This is a genomic window from Rhodococcus sp. K11/5 (assembly GCF_055193735.1).
The window spans coordinates 672,200-688,360 of sequence record NZ_CM143721.1; the positions used below are offsets into that span (position 1 = coordinate 672,200).

At 63.1% G+C, this 16,161-nt stretch carries 17 protein-coding genes; 8 read left to right on the forward strand and 9 right to left on the reverse strand.

Annotated features, from left to right (window positions below):
* Window positions 1-124: 124 nt before the first annotated feature.
* The 4 genes from ACY466_RS03300 to ACY466_RS03315 all read right to left on the reverse strand — a co-directional run bounded on the left by ACY466_RS03300 (window position 125) and on the right by ACY466_RS03315 (window position 4,204).
* Window positions 125-1,264 (reverse strand): glycosyltransferase family 4 protein, encoded by a 1,140-nt coding sequence (locus ACY466_RS03300; protein WP_463249825.1) that lies wholly within the window; start codon window positions 1,262-1,264, stop codon window positions 125-127.
* On the reverse strand, window positions 1,261-2,043 hold the full coding sequence (locus ACY466_RS03305; protein WP_463249827.1) for a WecB/TagA/CpsF family glycosyltransferase: 783 nt from the start codon (window positions 2,041-2,043) through the stop codon (window positions 1,261-1,263). The genes ACY466_RS03300 and ACY466_RS03305 overlap by 4 nt, the downstream gene beginning before the upstream one ends.
* A 146-nt stretch (window positions 2,044-2,189) precedes the next feature.
* Entirely contained in the window at window positions 2,190-3,344 is a 1,155-nt protein-coding gene (locus ACY466_RS03310) for a glycosyltransferase (protein ID WP_463249829.1), read from the reverse strand.
* Window positions 3,345-3,412: 68 nt separating this feature from the next.
* Window positions 3,413-4,204: a glycosyltransferase gene (locus ACY466_RS03315; protein ID WP_463249830.1), complete on the reverse strand. Its 792-nt coding sequence runs from the start codon at window positions 4,202-4,204 to the stop codon at window positions 3,413-3,415.
* Window positions 4,205-4,498: 294 nt separating this feature from the next.
* Here ACY466_RS03315 and gmd point away from each other — a divergent pair, with 294 nt between their 5' ends.
* Window positions 4,499-5,530: a GDP-mannose 4,6-dehydratase gene (gene gmd, locus ACY466_RS03320; RefSeq protein WP_463249831.1), complete on the forward strand. Its 1,032-nt coding sequence runs from the start codon at window positions 4,499-4,501 to the stop codon at window positions 5,528-5,530.
* On the forward strand, window positions 5,527-6,501 hold the full coding sequence (locus ACY466_RS03325; protein WP_463249833.1) for a GDP-L-fucose synthase family protein: 975 nt from the start codon (window positions 5,527-5,529) through the stop codon (window positions 6,499-6,501). Before gmd ends, ACY466_RS03325 begins: the two co-directional genes overlap by 4 nt.
* Window position 6,502: 1 nt before the next feature.
* On the opposite strand, the gene ACY466_RS03330 is transcribed toward ACY466_RS03325, so the two are convergent.
* Window positions 6,503-7,636 (reverse strand): glycosyltransferase, encoded by a 1,134-nt coding sequence (locus tag ACY466_RS03330; protein ID WP_463249835.1) that lies wholly within the window; start codon window positions 7,634-7,636, stop codon window positions 6,503-6,505.
* A 271-nt stretch (window positions 7,637-7,907) separates the two neighbouring features.
* Here ACY466_RS03330 and ACY466_RS03335 point away from each other — a divergent pair, with 271 nt between their 5' ends.
* Window positions 7,908-8,162, forward strand: coding sequence for a hypothetical protein (locus ACY466_RS03335; RefSeq protein WP_463249836.1), 255 nt, complete (start codon window positions 7,908-7,910; stop codon window positions 8,160-8,162).
* A gap of 42 nt (window positions 8,163-8,204) precedes the next feature.
* On the forward strand, window positions 8,205-9,005 hold the full coding sequence (locus tag ACY466_RS03340; RefSeq protein ID WP_463249838.1) for an SGNH/GDSL hydrolase family protein: 801 nt from the start codon (window positions 8,205-8,207) through the stop codon (window positions 9,003-9,005).
* Between the two features lie 148 nt (window positions 9,006-9,153).
* On the opposite strand, the gene ACY466_RS03345 is transcribed toward ACY466_RS03340, so the two are convergent.
* The 4 genes from ACY466_RS03345 to ACY466_RS03360 all read right to left on the reverse strand — a co-directional run bounded on the left by ACY466_RS03345 (window position 9,154) and on the right by ACY466_RS03360 (window position 13,263).
* A complete protein-coding gene (locus tag ACY466_RS03345) occupies window positions 9,154-10,443 on the reverse strand; it encodes an O-antigen ligase family protein (RefSeq protein ID WP_463249839.1) in 1,290 nt (429 codons plus the stop codon).
* Between the two features lie 44 nt (window positions 10,444-10,487).
* Window positions 10,488-11,756 carry an SGNH/GDSL hydrolase family protein gene (locus ACY466_RS03350; protein WP_463249841.1) on the reverse strand — a complete coding sequence of 423 codons (1,269 nt, stop codon included), beginning with the start codon at window positions 11,754-11,756 and terminating at the stop codon, window positions 10,488-10,490.
* A gap of 3 nt (window positions 11,757-11,759) precedes the next feature.
* Window positions 11,760-12,041 carry a hypothetical protein gene (locus tag ACY466_RS03355; protein ID WP_463249843.1) on the reverse strand — a complete coding sequence of 94 codons (282 nt, stop codon included), beginning with the start codon at window positions 12,039-12,041 and terminating at the stop codon, window positions 11,760-11,762.
* Between the two features lie 73 nt (window positions 12,042-12,114).
* Window positions 12,115-13,263, reverse strand: coding sequence for a macrolide family glycosyltransferase (locus ACY466_RS03360; RefSeq protein ID WP_463249845.1), 1,149 nt, complete (start codon window positions 13,261-13,263; stop codon window positions 12,115-12,117).
* A gap of 115 nt (window positions 13,264-13,378) precedes the next feature.
* Here ACY466_RS03360 and ACY466_RS03365 point away from each other — a divergent pair, with 115 nt between their 5' ends.
* From ACY466_RS03365 to ACY466_RS03380, 4 genes are all read left to right on the forward strand, one after another.
* Complete coding sequence (locus ACY466_RS03365) at window positions 13,379-13,585, forward strand: hypothetical protein (protein ID WP_463249847.1); 207 nt, start codon at window positions 13,379-13,381, stop codon at window positions 13,583-13,585.
* A gap of 78 nt (window positions 13,586-13,663) precedes the next feature.
* A complete protein-coding gene (locus ACY466_RS03370; RefSeq protein ID WP_463249849.1) occupies window positions 13,664-14,599 on the forward strand; it encodes a GGDEF domain-containing protein in 936 nt (311 codons plus the stop codon).
* Between the two features lie 18 nt (window positions 14,600-14,617).
* Window positions 14,618-15,358: a polyprenol monophosphomannose synthase gene (locus ACY466_RS03375; RefSeq protein ID WP_463249851.1), complete on the forward strand. Its 741-nt coding sequence runs from the start codon at window positions 14,618-14,620 to the stop codon at window positions 15,356-15,358.
* Window positions 15,359-15,392: 34 nt separating this feature from the next.
* Window positions 15,393-16,154: a GAF domain-containing protein gene (locus tag ACY466_RS03380; protein ID WP_463249852.1), complete on the forward strand. Its 762-nt coding sequence runs from the start codon at window positions 15,393-15,395 to the stop codon at window positions 16,152-16,154.
* Window positions 16,155-16,161 lie beyond the last annotated feature (7 nt).

The following is a 16,161-nucleotide window of genomic DNA, read 5'->3' on the forward strand; positions in this document are numbered from 1 at the left end:
CACCGCCTCAGTCCCCGCTGCGAATCGGTTCCAGCGCAGTGGTTGCAATGCTGCGATCCGACCGACGTCGAGTGAACGCGGCGAAGGTTGAGCGACGCTGGCCTAACCTGCGGACTTGTGGTGGTCAGGATGTACCTGCTCGGACCCGATTGTAGATTTCTTCGATGCGGGATGACCAGACTTGCGGCGTGAAATTTTGTTCATAGAGCGCTCTCGCAGCCTGGGTAGCCGATGAACCGACAACGGATTCGCCTGCGAGCGCGTCCTGTAACTGATCCGCATTGTCTGGATCGATCGATGCGCCGGAGTCAACGTTTGTCAGGAAGTCGACAGATGCAACATTGCGCGAGCAAATGACCGGAGTGCCGACGGAAAGTGATTCGATTGCGACGGTGGGCACGCCCTCGGGCCAGAGGCTCGGCAGAACAAGTCCGCTGGCCTGTGTGAGGGCTTCGAGCACCTCGGGTCTCGGTCTGGTTCCGAAGTATCGAATGTTCGGGGCTCGTTGGGCGGCTTGAACCACGATGGGTTCGAGGGGGCCGTTGCCATAAATCGAGAGGTGAAAATCTGTTGGCCAATTTTCGAGGAGGCCCTCTATTCCTTTTTCTTTGGTCAGTCGACCAGCGTACACAAATCCGTGTCGTTTCGTACCCATAGGCTGCGAGTGTTCGATAAAATTCGGTACACACCAAACGTTGGCCTTTGGAAAAAGTTGTTGGAACTTTCGGCGAGCAGCTGGATTCAGGGTTATTATCGCCGCCGGCTTCGTCATCGTTGAGGCATGCTTACCTGCCCCCCTAGTTGCTATCGCGAGTGGAATGCTCGCAACCCGCGAATCGCGATAGCAGGCGTGCTTGATAGCGTTATGACTACCCTGTTCGGGGCACGCCGCACATGGCTGACCATCGCGCCAAAGGGTGGCGGCAGCGCACACAGATCTAAAGTTGTGCGCGGTCGCGACGGTTCTATCCGCCCATTCTCCGAGCCACTGGTGGCCCCAGTTCGGAAAAAGGTTGTGCACGTGGACTACGTCTGGCTGAAACTTTTCAAGTTCCCGTCTTGGGTCCGCACCGTAGATGCCGGCGGCACTGATAGCCGACTTGATCTTATAAAATGGCGACGCGTCTGACTCCGGTGATTGTCGGTAGATAAGCTTCACGTCGTGTCCGGTGTCGCGAAGTCTAGCGATTTGGTCGTCTACGGCATTATTTTCGCCACTCGGCTGAGACGAGGAGTAGTAGCTGTGTATTACGGCGATCTTCACCGGCCCACCTTTGTCTGACGTATCGCAGCACTAAGGAAGGCGAGGTTTCCGAAGAAATAGCGTCGCCAAAGTCGCTTGGGCTCTACCATAAGTCTGAAAAGCCATTCGAACGACGAATTTTGTACCCACCGCGGGGCTTCGACGCTGGTGCCGGCTAAGAAGTCGAAAGCTGCGCCGACTCCGACGCAAGTCCGTTCGCTGCGGACAGCGAGGGCCGCCGCAAGAAAATCTTGCTTTGGGGTGCCAAGCGCCACCCAGACGACATCCGGGCTCGCTAGCGCAACTTGTGTTGCCACGTCAGATAACATCGATTCATCAACCGGTGCGAACTTCGGTGCGTAAGTTCCTGCGATGGCAGTGCCGGGAAATCGTTCGGATACATTGTCGACGAGTGCAGACAATGTCGAATCGGTTGTTCCGACGAAGAAGTGTCGGACACCGCTATCGCGGCCTCTCGACAGGCATTCCTCGAAAAGCGAGGGACCTCTGACGCGTTCGGGGCGTGGGTCGTTTCGATTGCTGCGCCGCATAAACCAGACGACAGGTGTTCCGTCGGGGTACGTATAGCCGGGTCCGTTCAACAGGTGCATGTATGCGTCATCTCGCTGTGCGAGTGCCACACAGTAGGCATTAGCAAGCCGCACCGGTGTCGGCGAGTGCTGCTTTGCCAACCTCAAAACCTCGTCAACGGCGTTCTGAAGCGAGGAAACTTCGAACTGCACTGAGCCGACCTCGGCCTGTGAACGCACAGCCGACTGCTCGCTACCCATGTCCTTCATAACGCCCCCTTAACTTGCTCTAATCTTGCAGAGTATTTGGCGCCGGCGCTGTCGGGATGGCAGCGCCTGGACACTCTGGCAATCGGCATGCTGTGCTCATCCCACTTAGTTTTCGGCGCAAGTTGGTCTTTGGACTTGATGAGCGGTCACCGTGCGAGCAGCGTATCGAGTTGAACGGCCCATCTTGGCATCGAACTCTGCCAGGAAAAGTAATCACGTGCCCAGGCTTGAGCAGTGGCGTCGCCGCTCGGGTGTTCGGCTATTTCTCGCAAGCTTTGTGCGATCGAATCGGGATCGAGTGCGAAGGTTTTCCCCACTCCTTCGCTTTGCATCAGTCGCCCGACGTGTGCAGTAGTGGCGACAGCGGTCTGAACTCCGAGCAGCAGGCTATCCACAACTGTTCTTCCCAGCGACTCCCATCTGGGGGTGTGCACGAAGCCGATTGAATTGGCGACGAATTGGAGGGCTTCATCTTGGGGCAGTGGTCCGCGAATATCGACGAGATGCCGAATATTGTATTTGTCGGCCAAGTCCTCAGTGGCGCGCCTACCGCCATTATAATCTTGTCCAACCATGATTAAATGAACGCTGTCGTCGACCCCGAGTCGCGAGAGAGCCTCAAACAATATGTCAATTCCTTTATGGTGTACATCATAACGGCCAAGCCAGGAAACGTACGAATTTTGGGGCTTCGTAGTTCGAATTACTTGCGTCGGGTTGAACCCGGTCACTGCAACTATTGTTTTAGCCCGTGGGGCAATGGCGTGCACTTGCTCGATTTCGGTCTCGAAAAAAACGTGTACTGCGAGCGCGGAATGCAGCACGAACCGTTCAATAATATTACGCCCAGGAAACGGTTTCAAAGTTTTTACGATTTCGCGCTCATAAACGCCGTGCGGCTTGACTATGTATGGGACTCCCTGGAATTTTGCGATTAGAGCAGCAGCGAGCCCGCTGGCTGTCCAACCTTCGTGCATGTAAAGAAGATCACAGGAGGCTATCGCTTTAGCGAATGCGAGCGGGCGTGGGAGGAGTGACGCCCGTCCCCGGCCAAAATGCGGGATCACGAGGTGTGTGGCATTTGGAATGGCGGTCGTATTCGCCGTGAACCCGCCTAATGAATCGATAACACGAACCTCGCGGCAGTGCCGACCGAGCTGTGTCAGCCAGTCGTTCCTGCTTTTGTTCACGCCGCCAAGCGTAGATGTTTTTGGCCTCGCGTAATAGTCGGCGACGATAAGTTCGGAGACGTTTCTGTTCACCGGCGGAATGTTGCGCTCACGTCTGCTTTTGCTGATCATCACGGCCTCGTTCGTTCACTTATTCTATCTATCGCGTAAAGTTGTTTGTATTGAGTCGTTCAGATTCTTCAGCCTCGCTCGCGGAGCGCTCTGCGAGCCCATTGCAAGGTTGATCGTGCATCGGTCAACAGAGACGCTGGCAGATGGTTCGGGCGCTCCGATATGGCCCCACGCAGTGACCGCTGACGGGCGAGCGCACCGTAACGCCCGCTGTCAACGGCATATCTCAGTGAGATAGGTCTTTGAGTTCGGTACGACACGAGGACTTCGTCGATGCAGTGCATCTCCGCTTCGCCTAACTTAAGGAACAAGGCATAATCCTGAGCTCTTCGGCAGAACTCGTCATACCCTCCTGCGGCGACGAGGCGAGATTTGTCGAAGAATGCTGACGGATGCGGTAACGGCATCTTCTCGGACCGCTGAAGTTGACGGATCGTGTCGTAGTCGGTCGGCCACCTTGACACTTCGGGACCCCCCCACACGCCGAATTCCTCAAGCTGTCCGGCAACGGCAACTGCGTCCCTGTTGACGTTCATAAAATCAAGCTGGAGTTCTAGTCGGCGGGGCTTTGACAAATCGTCTGCGTCCATTACAGCGATGTAGGGCGCAGATGCATTGTCGATCGCAATGTTGCGGCTGCGGCCAGATCCAACGTTGGCCTCGTTGCGAATAACTCGTATCCTACGATCGTTTCGGGCGTAGTTGTCAGCGATATCGGCTGTGTCATCGGTCGACGCATCATCGACGATCAGCATTTCCCACGTGGGCAACGTTTGCGACTGAATCGAACGGATGCACTCGTGGAGCGTTGCCTCGGCGTTGAAGGCTGCGGTGACGACGGATACAGCTGGCTCTTGCATTTGCCTTCGCTTCACTGTCGATTTCGGTCTTCCGTGTGTTAGGACAGGTCGGTGTTCAGGTCAAGGCTATCGGGCGCAGATTCGGCGGCCACGCCCCGATGCTATCGGTGACTAAAACATGTTGCGCGCTGGCGCGGTGGTGCACTGGAGCCCGGATAACTCGGTGAGCGGGCCGGCCTGCTCGTGTGTAAAGTTTTGCCGGCTCGGGTCGACGCAGAATCCAAGCAGTGCATCGCCTCAGCGTCGTCGGCCCAACAGTAATTTGTCCGTTTTGTCGTGAAGATGTGAGGTGTCGTGAAGAAGGCTTTGATCACCGGAATTACTGGCCAGGATGGTTCGTACCTGGCGGAACTGCTCCTGAGTAAGGGCTATACAGTCCACGGTTTGATTCGGCGTTCGTCGACCTTCAACACTTCGCGTATCGACCACCTATATGTGGATCCTCACAACCCGGAAGCCAAGTTGTTCCTACATTATGGTGACTTGTCTGACGGTGCTCGTCTCATCACCCTGATGTCGCAGATCGACCCGGACGAGGTCTACAACCTCGCCGCGCAGTCGCACGTGCGGGTCAGCTTCGACGAGCCCGAGCACACAGGTGACACCACCGGCATCGGATCGATCCGCCTGCTCGAGGCTGTGCGTCTCGCCGGCGTGAAGTGCCGGTTCTATCAGGCGTCGAGCTCCGAGATGTTCGGGGCATCACCGCCCCCGCAGGACGAGAACACACTGTTCTACCCGCGGTCGCCGTACGGCGCAGCCAAGGTCTACTCCTACTGGGTCACGCGCAACTACCGCGAGGCCTACGGGCTCTTCGCGGTGAACGGCATCCTGTTCAACCACGAGTCGCCCCGTCGCGGCGAGACCTTCGTGACGCGCAAGATCACGCGTGCGGTCGCCCGGATCAAGGCCGGCGTCGAGAAGAACATCTACATGGGAAACCTCGACGCAATCCGCGACTGGGGTTACGCACCGGAGTACGTCGAAGGAATGTGGCGGATGCTGCAGGCCGACGAGCCCGAGGACTTCGTTCTCGCCACGGGCGGCAATTACAGCGTGCGTGACTTCCTGACCACCGCGTTCGAGCATGCGGGGCTGGACTGGGAGAAGCACGTCAAGTTCGACGACCGTTACCTGCGACCCACCGAGGTCGACGCACTGGTCGGTGACGCGAGCAAGGCCGAGCGCATTCTCGGGTGGAAGCCGTCGGTTCACACTCCGGAACTGGCGAAAATCATGGTGGACGCCGACATCGCCGCCCTGGAGCACGAGGGTCGGCCGTGGATCGACGAGCCGAACCTTCCTGATTGGACGACCGCTTCATGACCGACGGCGTCGAGTTCACCCCGGCCGCACTCGACCGCTCCGCCCCGGTCTACATCGCCGGCCACCGCGGCCTTGTCGGGTCGGCCCTGTGGCGTCACTTCGAGGAGCAGGGGTTCACCAACCTCATCGGGCGCACGTCGTCGGAGCTGGATCTGAAGGACCGCACTGCGGTCTTCGAGTTCTTCCGCGCCTCCAGGCCGCAGGTGGTGATTCTCGCGGCAGCCAAGGTCGGGGGAATTCTGGCGAACAGCAGCTACCCGGTCGACTTCCTGTCCGAGAACCTGCAGATCCAGGTCAACGTCCTCGACGCGGCCCTCGAACAGCGAGTTCCGCGCCTCGAGTTCCTCGGCTCGTCCTGTATCTACCCGAAGTTCGCGGACCAACCCATTCGGGAGGACTCCCTCCTCACCGGTCTCCTCGAACCGACCAACGATGCCTACGCGATCGCCAAGATCGCTGGCATCCTGCAGATCCAGGCGGTTCGGCGTCAGTACGGGTTGCCGTGGATTTCGGCGATGCCCACGAATCTCTACGGGCCGGGGGACAACTTCTCGCCGAAGGGCTCGCACGTTCTTCCGGCGCTCATCCGCCGGTACGACGAGGCGCAGCGTGATGGGGCGGACTCCGTGACCAACTGGGGGTCCGGGTCTCCGCGTCGCGAATTCCTCCACGTGAGCGACATGGCGGCGGCTTGCCTGCACCTGTTGGAGAACTTCGACGGACCGCAACAGGTGAATGTGGGCACCGGCGAAGATCAGACGATCAAGGAAATCGCAGGTGTCGTGGCCGATGCCGTCGGCTACTCGGGACGGATCGAGTGGGACACCACGAAGCCGGACGGCACCCCGCGGAAGCTGCTCGACGTGTCGACGCTCAAGGGGAGTGGCTGGGAGCCGAAGGTGTCGTTGACAGACGGGATCACGTCGACGGTGCAGTGGTACCGGGAGAACATCGACGCCTTGCGGGAGTGAGTCACGGATCCACCGCGCGCCGCACCGAGACGTACGTGGTCTCAAGGCGGTGCGCCACCGTGTCCATCGAATGCTGCTCCCGGCAGGCAACGAGCGCCTTTCGCCCCATGGTCTTCCGGGCGGTGTCGTCGCGAACCAGCTTCTCGATGGTGTCCGCCAAGTCGTCGACAGTCGCGTCGATCACCAGGCCTGCCTCCATCTGCTCGACGAACGGTGCGAGACCGCAGCTGTCGGTTACGATGACCGGCAGTCCCACCGACATCGCTTCGAGCACCGTCATCGGGTACGCCTCGTCGTGGGACGGCAACACGTAGAGGTCGGCGTCCCTCATCCGGTCGATGGTGTCGGCAGGGGAGATCGAGCCCTCCCATCGGATCGAGTCGGCATGCCCCGATGCGTCGATCGCGCTACGTACTGCGGCGGCCTCGCCCTCATCGGGTCCTACGAGCACGAACTCGGCGGACACTCCGTCATGGAGCAACCGTGCTGCCGCCTCGACGAACATCAGCGGGTTCTTTCGGGGATGCAGGCGAGCGAGGAACAGCACTGTGGGCACATCCGTCGTTCCGCCGAGTCGCGGTGCGGACACCGGCACTCCGTTGGGGACGGGCAGCAGAGCGATCTGATGGTCGCCGGCGACGGCGTTCAGTCCTGTGCGCTCGTCCTCGGTCGAGTAGAAGCAGATGTGGGCTCGCCGCAGCACGCGGCGTGTGAGCAGGGAGTCGAACCGCCGGGCCGAGCGCCGGGTCGAGGGCATGACCATTCCGTGGCTCTGCACGATGACGGGCACTCCGCGCAGCGTGGCGAGCCAGGCCGCGGGCAGCGTGATGAGGTCTCGGGACAGGTGAACGTGGACCACGTCGAAGCGCTCGGCGCGGAAGAGGATCCACAGCAGCAGTCGAAGGCTTACCAATCCGGAGTAGCCGGCCTTGCTTGAGGCAGTGCGGGCCGACCAGGACTTGACCGGAACCCCGTCGACCTTTGTCGGTGCTTTCGTGAATCCGGAGGAGACAGCGCACAGGGTGACGTCGTGCCCCAGGTCCTTCAGTGCGGTTGCCTGGTTGACGGCCACCCGCACCGGACCACCGAACGCACCGTCGGGGGTCAGCACGCTGGTGGCCTGGAGGATCCTCACCCGGCCGCTCCACGGTTGGTGGGTGGCGCACCCACGCACACCGGCACGCAGGAGATGCCGATAGACGTGTCCACTTCGCGAGGGATGCGCATAGTGGAGGGTACCTACGGTCGACCCAGATCGAAGTGTATCGGGGCGGCCACGTTCCACGGAGCACAGGTGGTTCGCGGTGCGGAATTACAAGTCATGACCGAACGTGTGTGGTACGGATCGTCCAGGAACATATCTCGCATTATGGGCGTCTTGAATGGGGCCGCGGTACTGTTCGACCATGGCGAACAAGGCGTTCACGAGGGTTCCGTTGTCGACACTCAGCGATGGCGATTGGGCTACCGAGGTCGACAAGGAGGAGCCCATCTACGTCGTTTCGATCGACCCTGATACCGGTTACGTGACATTGCTCGACCACAGGAAGGGCGCTCACATCGAGGACATCGACCTCGCTGTCAACGACGTGCTGGTCGATCGAATCAACGACGATGTCAAAGCGAAGTCGCAGGAATTTTACGGACGCCCCACCCCTTGACTCGGCAGGCGCGGAGACCGCTCGGTACGGCATGATGCCGAGGTGACTTCGCACCGCACCCGCAACGCCGTCATCGCCGCCGTTGCCGTCGCGATATTGCTCATTGCTGCCGGCCTCTACTTGGACAAGCAGCGGACGACGCCGATGCAGGGGCTGTCCACCTCCGAGCAAGTAGCAACGCCGAACCTGAATCGACTCGATCGGATTACCGTTCCCGAGAACCCCACACTTCTCATCATGGGCGATTCGTACACCGAGGGATACAACGCAGCCGATCAGAGGGAGAACGGGTGGGCTTACCTCGTGGCCCGCGCCCTGAATTACCCGACGTGGGCAGTCGACGGTGTCGGTGGAACCGGCTTCACGTGGGGCGGCGGTGCCGACGAGGCCGACATCGCCAACCGGTACGACCAACGGATACTTCGGTCGGCCGCCAATGGATTTACACCTGATGTGCTCGTCATCCAGGGCGGGCAGAACGACTACCGCCCCGACACTCAAGCGATCACCGATGCGGTGGCGAGCACGCTGCAGATTGCCCGCGACACATGGCCGGGGGTACAGATCGTGGTCATGGCGGCGTCGGCACCTCAGCCGCTCGGCGACACCATGGAGCGCAACAACAATGCGATCAAGGCTGCGGCGCTGGCGTCGGACACGCCGCTGATCGACCCGCTCGCCTACGGGTGGTTCACCGACGGCAACTCACCTCAGTACGCCAATTTCGACGGCTCCCACCTCAACACCGAGGGCCACCGCTATCTCGCCGAGCGGTTCCTTGAGCAGTTCGCAGACCGCGGTGGACCGAACCCGCCGCCTCCGCTGCCTGCCCGTACCCCGTAGTCTCGCCGCAATCCTTCGCGTCATGCCGCGCGGCTCGGCGCGCGCGGATGCCGATCGTTACGGCATGATGCGCGAGTGAAAACAACACTGAGCTGGTGGAGTGTGGCAGGCGGGACGTTGATCGTCGTCGGCGCGGGCCTCGGTGTCGCTACGGGGAGTTGGTGGTGGCTACTTCCCGTGGCAGCGGGCTTCTGTTGGATCGTCCTCGGGCAGCGGCCTGACCTGTTCGACGATCTTCACGAGTAGAACCCTGCAACGCCAGGCTGAAACCCACCATCGTTCCCGTCATGATCATGTGGAACACAGCGATCGTCAGGTTGTCGGTGATCGACCCGACCAGAACGAGAAGCAAGCTCGCAACGGCGGCTCCGTGGATCGTCCGCTCCAGCGGAACTTGTGTTCTGCGTAAGCGACCGACCGCTCCGATCAGCAACGCGGCCATGCCGAGCACCCATAGCGTCAAGCCTAGAGTTCCCGTGTCGGCCAGGAGCCGAAGGTATTCGTTGTGGGGGTGGGCGATCCCGCCCCGAAAACGCTCGGTGATCAGGTTCTGACTTGCACCAGGGCCACTCCCGAAGATCGGGTTCTCCTGCCACAACCTGATTGTCAGATCCCAGAGGACGTATCTTCCCGATGAATTGACCGGGATATTGAAGATAGTGAACCCGTCGCCCTCCTGGAATCGATTCGTCACGAACGCCACCTGAGTCACGAGGTACCAGACCGCCACTCCGCCCACCGTGGATGCGAAAAGCGCCCGCACTACCTTCGGGTTGCGGACACGAGATCCCCGCCCGCCGACACCGTTGACGAACAGGAATGCGATCAAGCAAATGAGGATCGCCGTCGGTGTCCGGGATTCCGACAGCACAATCGCGACAGCGGCCAGGGCGACCGGCCACAACCGGCCACCCTGATATGTCTTTCTCACGACCACCACCATGACTGCGCCGAGAATTATCCAACCCGCTCCGCGCTTGCTGTAAGGGAGGCCGCTGGCGCCGAAACCCAGCGCTACGACCATCCCCAGGTAGATGACGGATGCCGTGATCGTCGCGCGCTCCCACCACGGGTAGAGCCGCTCGAACAATTCGACGGTCGCGACGCGGGCGATGATCTGAGCGACGGCCGGGAAGATGAACCACACCGTGAAGTTCTGCACGCCCGCGACGGTGAAATTGAGTGCGAGCCCTGCTGCGGCGAGAAGCACGAACAGCCACATTGACAGGGGGACCGAGGCGTAGTGCCGCTCGACGTTCATTGTTTTCATCGCGGGTGGCGTCGACAGCACGAGCGTCACGACGGCGAGCAAGGCAAGGCCGATTGTCGCCGGTCCCTGGATGCCCAGAAGAGTGTTGAGAGTGTCCTGCACGACGATGAATCCGACCGCGATCATCGCGAACAGCGGCAACGCTGCTTTCTCCCTGGTCTTCTGCACTGGCGTAGCTTAGACCGCTCGGCCGGTTTCGGCGCTTCCGTCTGCTACGTGACGAGCATCCCGGACTTGGTCAGCGACCGGATCGCGAACTCCCCGACCCAGTAGTCGAACGCCCCGCTACCGCCGTCGCAGCGGATCTGGACGGATGCACCCGTGGTGCCCGGGGAACGATCGTCTCGTAGTAGAACTCGGACGGCGGCAGGTCGACACCGATCTGGCAGGACAGTGCGTTGGTGGGCCCTCCTGCGGTGGCGGCGTTGTTCGGCACCGAAACCGACACGGTCGCCCCGGACGATTCCAGCCTGGATGTCTCGATCTTGAAGCTGATCGAGATGAGATCGCCGGGTTGGAACGTCCATGCTGCGGTGCCGATGCCGGTGCCGAGAACGCGCGTGCTGTTCTCGGTCTTGCCTACATGGAAGGCGCGGCCGGCGAAGCCTGTACGGGTAACGAGTTCCTCCACTGCGGCCGAGCCGTTCGACGCGGACCAGTCGGTCGGGACGGTCGTGCCGTTCAGGAACAGGTTGTTCGGAGCGACGTTCGTCATGTCGATCTTGTCCGTCAGCCGCCACGACCGCCCCCCCGGGCTGGGTGGACGACAGGGCGTCCGCGAGGGCCTTGCCCATCACCTTGTAGCCCTTGTTGTTGGGGTGGGTGATGTCGGCGAATTCGCCTGAGCGGTAGAGGCCGGTGGCCGGGTCGACGAGCGCAGCGAAGAAGTCGACGAGGCGCAGGCCCTTCGCGACGGCGTAGCGGTGGATCCAGCCGTTGAGTTGCCTGCGCAGGAGGTGGACACCGGAGTCTTCAGCGAACGGCTTGTTCGACGGGGGCAGTGTGGACAGGATCGGCTCGATGCCGGCGGCTCGGAGATCGGAGACCATACCGGCGATATCCGCCTTCGCCTGTGCGAGGCCGGATCCGTTGTTGATGCCCGCCATGATGACGCAGGAGGCGGGTGCGGCGGCGACGACCTGGGGTACGCGTGCGCGAATGGCGGTGGAGTTCTCGCCGCCGACCCCGAACTGCCCGCCCCACTCGATTCGCCCGGCGGACTGCATCACCCCGTACAGCAGCGCGGACCCCTGAAGAATGTTGTTCGGCTGAGGCGTGGGCTGGCCGATCACGCCGACCGCAGTGGAGTCACCGAGGATCGCAACGGTCCGTCCACGTGGGCGCATGTAGGTCTGCGCCGCCGTTGCCGCAACCAGCTTCTCGGTGACGGCGGGCAGCGCGCCCACCTCAGAACGCACGGCAGCGGGAAGTCGCTGCCCGGCGGCGGCAGTGTCGCTGTAGGGGATGAGGAAGTCGGCCATGGGTCAGGCTCCGATCGGGTACATGCCGGTGGCGGCGTCTTTGGTGAGGGACGAGCCGGACCCGATGACGTACATGCCCGTCGTGGAGTCCTTCGTAAGAGATGCGCCGCCGGATCCGCCGGTGGCGACGATGTTCCAGTTCGCCGCGTCGAACGTCGCGCCGGAGGTGAAGGTGGTCTTCGCGGTGCCGGTGCGGCCGTCGCGGAGGATCGCCGGCGTGCCCGCGGGGTAGGCGGTGTTCGCCTGCCACACCCGCGCATAAGTCTGATCAAATGCTGTTCTCATATGTCGCGGACAATGGGGTTTTTCTCGTTTGACAGCGCGCACACGGTGCTACCTGCGGACACGTTCGCGGCCTTCACCCCACGAACCCTTCCACCGCATCCGCCGCCGGCCCCACTCCGCCGTGCGCCCGCACGTCCTCGCTGACCTCCGCCGCCCGGTCCGCCAAACCCCGCGCCCTCTCGACCGCGTCGAGCAGGCTCTGCCTCGTCACGTCCTCGAACGGCAGGTGGACGCCGACGCCGAGTTCGTCGAGCATCGCCGCGTTGCCGAACTGGTCGACGCCCTGGGGGATTGCCACCGTCGGGACCCCGAACCACAGCGACTCCGTGCACCCGCCCATGCCGGCATGCGTGATGAACACGGTCGCGGCGTCGAGCACAGCGAGCTGCGGGACGTGGGCATGTACCTCGACGTTGGACGGGAGCTCGCCCAGAGACGCCGGATCGACGCGGTGGCCGATGGAGATAACGACGTGCCACTCGGTGTCGCCGACCGTGTCGATGCACAGGCGGTAGAACTCCGACCGCTCGTTGTAGCCGGTGCCGAACGAGACGTAAAGGATCGGGCCGTCGGGTGGGGTCCAGCTGCGATCGTTCAGTCGCACGGGGTCCAGGCACGGACCGACGAACCGTACTGAGTCCGGCACCCGATCGGCATTCGGCTGCATCACCTTGGGGATCAGCGACAGGCAGTGCTGGGGGTAGGTGATCCACTCCCAGGGGTCGACGTCGATGCCGTTGTGCTGCAACCACTCCGCATAGTCGCCGGCGTACTTCTTCCCGGTGTCCGAGGTTCGCAGTGGTGTGAGGACCTCGGCCAGATCGGACTCGTACCCGTCCCACGCCACGTACGTCGGGGACAGCTGGACCGCCGGGACCTCGTACCGCACACCCAGCACCGGCGCGGCGAGGCCGCCGATGTCGTAGAGCAGGAGATCGGGCCGGTCGGCGTCATAGGTGTCGGTGAGAACGGAGAACGACTGCAGGGATTCGTCGAGGAACACCTGCATTGCCGACGCGGGATCGTCGGGCCAGGAGTCCTGTCCCTGCGGAAGGGTGGAGACGAACGGCACCACCTCGACTCCGGTGGGCTCGACGAGTGGCGCCAGCGACTCACCGACGGCGTAGGTGACTCGGTGCCCGCGCCGCACCAGTTCGGCGATGACAGCCAGCGACGGGTAGATGTGACTCGGGGCCGTGGTGCCGATCATCGCGATGTGCATGGTCCGAAAGTATCGACGCGGCGACGGCCGGGCCACTCATTTCCGAGCGCCCGCTCGGGGACTGACGGGTTCTCGGAGCGTTGCGGCGATCGCCGGCCCGTTTTACGGTGACACCGTGCGCGGAATCGTCTTTCTCCTGGTCCTCGCCGGACTGTATAAGTGGCCGCTCGGTGACCAGGTTCCGGGCTCGTGGGGAGCGGTGGTGCAGGGCCTCGTTCTCGGCGCGATCGTGTGCACCCTGGTGACGCCGTCGGGGTGGACCGCGATACGGCGAATCAAGGGCCGCATCGACGGCTCGTACGTGGGCCCGCCCGCCGGGTGACGACGCGCGGATCGCCCGTCGCTCGATGCGTCCACTGGAAACCGCCGCCATTTCCGGAAAACCGGGCAGAATCGAACCGTGTCCGATTCGCCGCTTCCCGACCGCTGGTACCGCGTCATGTTCGAGTCCAGCACGGTCCCCATGGCGGTGGCCGACGAGAACGGTCTTCTCGTCCATTCCAACGGCGCTTATCTCGAAATGGTGGGTCGCACCCTCGATCAGGTGATGGGCCGATCGTCGCGGGACTGGACGCACCCGGACGACATCGCCGAGCACCACGCCATGCAGGAGAACCAGGAGGCCGCGGCCGCGCGAGGTGAGGTCTACCGGTCGGAGAAGCGCTACCTCCGCCCCGATGGTGAGGTGCGGTGGGGCTGGGTGTCTGCCGCTCCGGCCGTCGGGCCCGCCGGTGAGGCGTTCACCGTGGCGGTCATCCATGACACCACCGATCGTCGACACACCGAGGACGCCCTGCAGGTCGCCGTGTCCACCGATTCCCTCACCGGATTGTTGAATCGGCGCGGGTGGCGTGAGCGGGTGGCGGCGGCGACACGTGCGCGCCTCGCCGCGTCGGGCACGCCACTTCCCTTGGCTCTGGCCATGATCGACCTCGACAACTTCAAGGCCTACAACGACACTCACGGGCACGCCGCCGGAGACCGTCTGCTCAGCGTGTTCTCCGCCGCCGCCACCGAGGTGCTGGGAAGCGAGGCGCTGCTCGCGCGATGGGGAGGGGAGGAGTTCGCGCTGGCCCTCACCGACTGCACCTCGGACGAGGTCGCGAAGGTCCTCGTCGACCTCGCCGGCACCGTCCCGTACGGGCAGACGTTCTCCGCGGGCTGGGTGCTGCGGGCGCCGGCGGAGGACCTGATGGACTGCCTCGACCGCGCCGACGAGCGGCTGTACCGGGCCAAACGCGACGGTGGACAGGGCCGCGTCTACGGCGATCCGGTGGAGACACCACCGCCCGTTCCCGGAGCGACCGAAAGTCCGTTTCTTGCCAACGGGCACTGAATCCAGCACCATTCCGAAGTGCCCGAACCCTCACCCGACTCCCGAATCACGGTCGTCGTACCCACGTACAACGAGCGTGACAACCTGCCCGTCCTGGTCGGATTGCTGACGGACCTGCAGGTTCCCGGGCTCGGAGTCCTCGTCGTCGACGACGATTCGCCCGACGGAACGGGTGAGGTCGCGGACAAGCTCGCCATCGACGCGAGCATCGACGTGAGTGTTCTGCATCGCACCACCAAGGACGGCCTGGGCCGTGCCTACGTCGCGGGAATCGTGCAGGCGCTGAACGAAGGCGCGGACATCGTGGTGCAGATGGATGCAGATCTCTCGCACCCCACCGAGGCCGTCCCGCGCATGCTGGCCGTCCTGCGCGACACCGACGCCGCCGTGGTCCTGGGCTCGCGCTACGTCACCGGGGGCGCCGTGGCCGAGGACTGGCCGTGGCACCGCAAGGCCCTGTCCAAATGGGCCAACATCTACGTCAACACCATTCTTCGGTTGAAGGTGAAGGACGCGACCGCCGGATTCAAGGCGTGGCGCGCCACCACCCTGAACGCCATCGACGTCGCGTCGGTCCGCAGTAACGGTTATGCCTTTCAGGTCGAAATGAATTACCGCGTGACCAAGCGGGGTATGCGCATCGCAGAGGTGCCCATTCGTTTCTCGGAACGGGTGGACGGAAAGTCCAAGATGAGCTTGGCCGTGCAACTGGAATCGGCCGTCGTGCCGTGGAAGCTGTTGGCCTCGCGCGGGAAGTAATCGAGCGGCACGGAGTCGACCGAAAGGGACCGAGGTGGCAGCGAGCAGACCGGCCGACGAGGACGGATTCGTCGCCGTCGATCAGGTCGCCGGTGTCGCGGTCCAACTCGCGGGTGTCGACGGTGTGACCGTCGCGGTCATGGGGTCAACCCCCGACGTGCGGGAACTCCTCTACACCACCGACGAACTCGGCCGCAGCCTCGACGAACTGCAGTTCCTCCTCGGGGAGGGCCCCGGCGTGAGCGCCCACCTCGACGGCGCCCCGCACGATGCCGTCGACCTGAGCGATCCCGAGGTCTGCGAACGCTGGCCGCTCTACGGTCCCGACGCCGCCTGCGCCGGCGCGCGGGCCCTCTTCGCGCTGCCCCTGCTCGGCGGCGAGCAGTCCCTGGGCGTTCTCACGCTGTACCGCCGCACCGCGGGGCCGCTGTCCGACTCCGAGCGTCGGGCCGCACGGTCGTGCGCCGACGCGATCGTGCGCTCGGTGCTCAGCCACTACGAGACCTCGCCGCCGGCGGCCGACGACTGTGACCGGGACGGCGACTGGGACGACGACCGCGACGACGGTGATGTCGCCGCCACGGCCGCCGACCTGGACCGTGCTGTCCTCGAGGGCGCCGGCCCGTACAACCTCGCCGAGGTGCACATCGCGTCGGGAATGGTCGCTGTCCAGCTGGGAGTGAGCGCCGGCGTGGCGTTGGGCCGACTCCGCGGCTACGCCTATGCGGACGGCCGATCCGTGGTGGACGTGGCCGCGGACGTCGTGGCGCGGAGGCTGGAACTCGGCCGCGACTGAGCGTCTC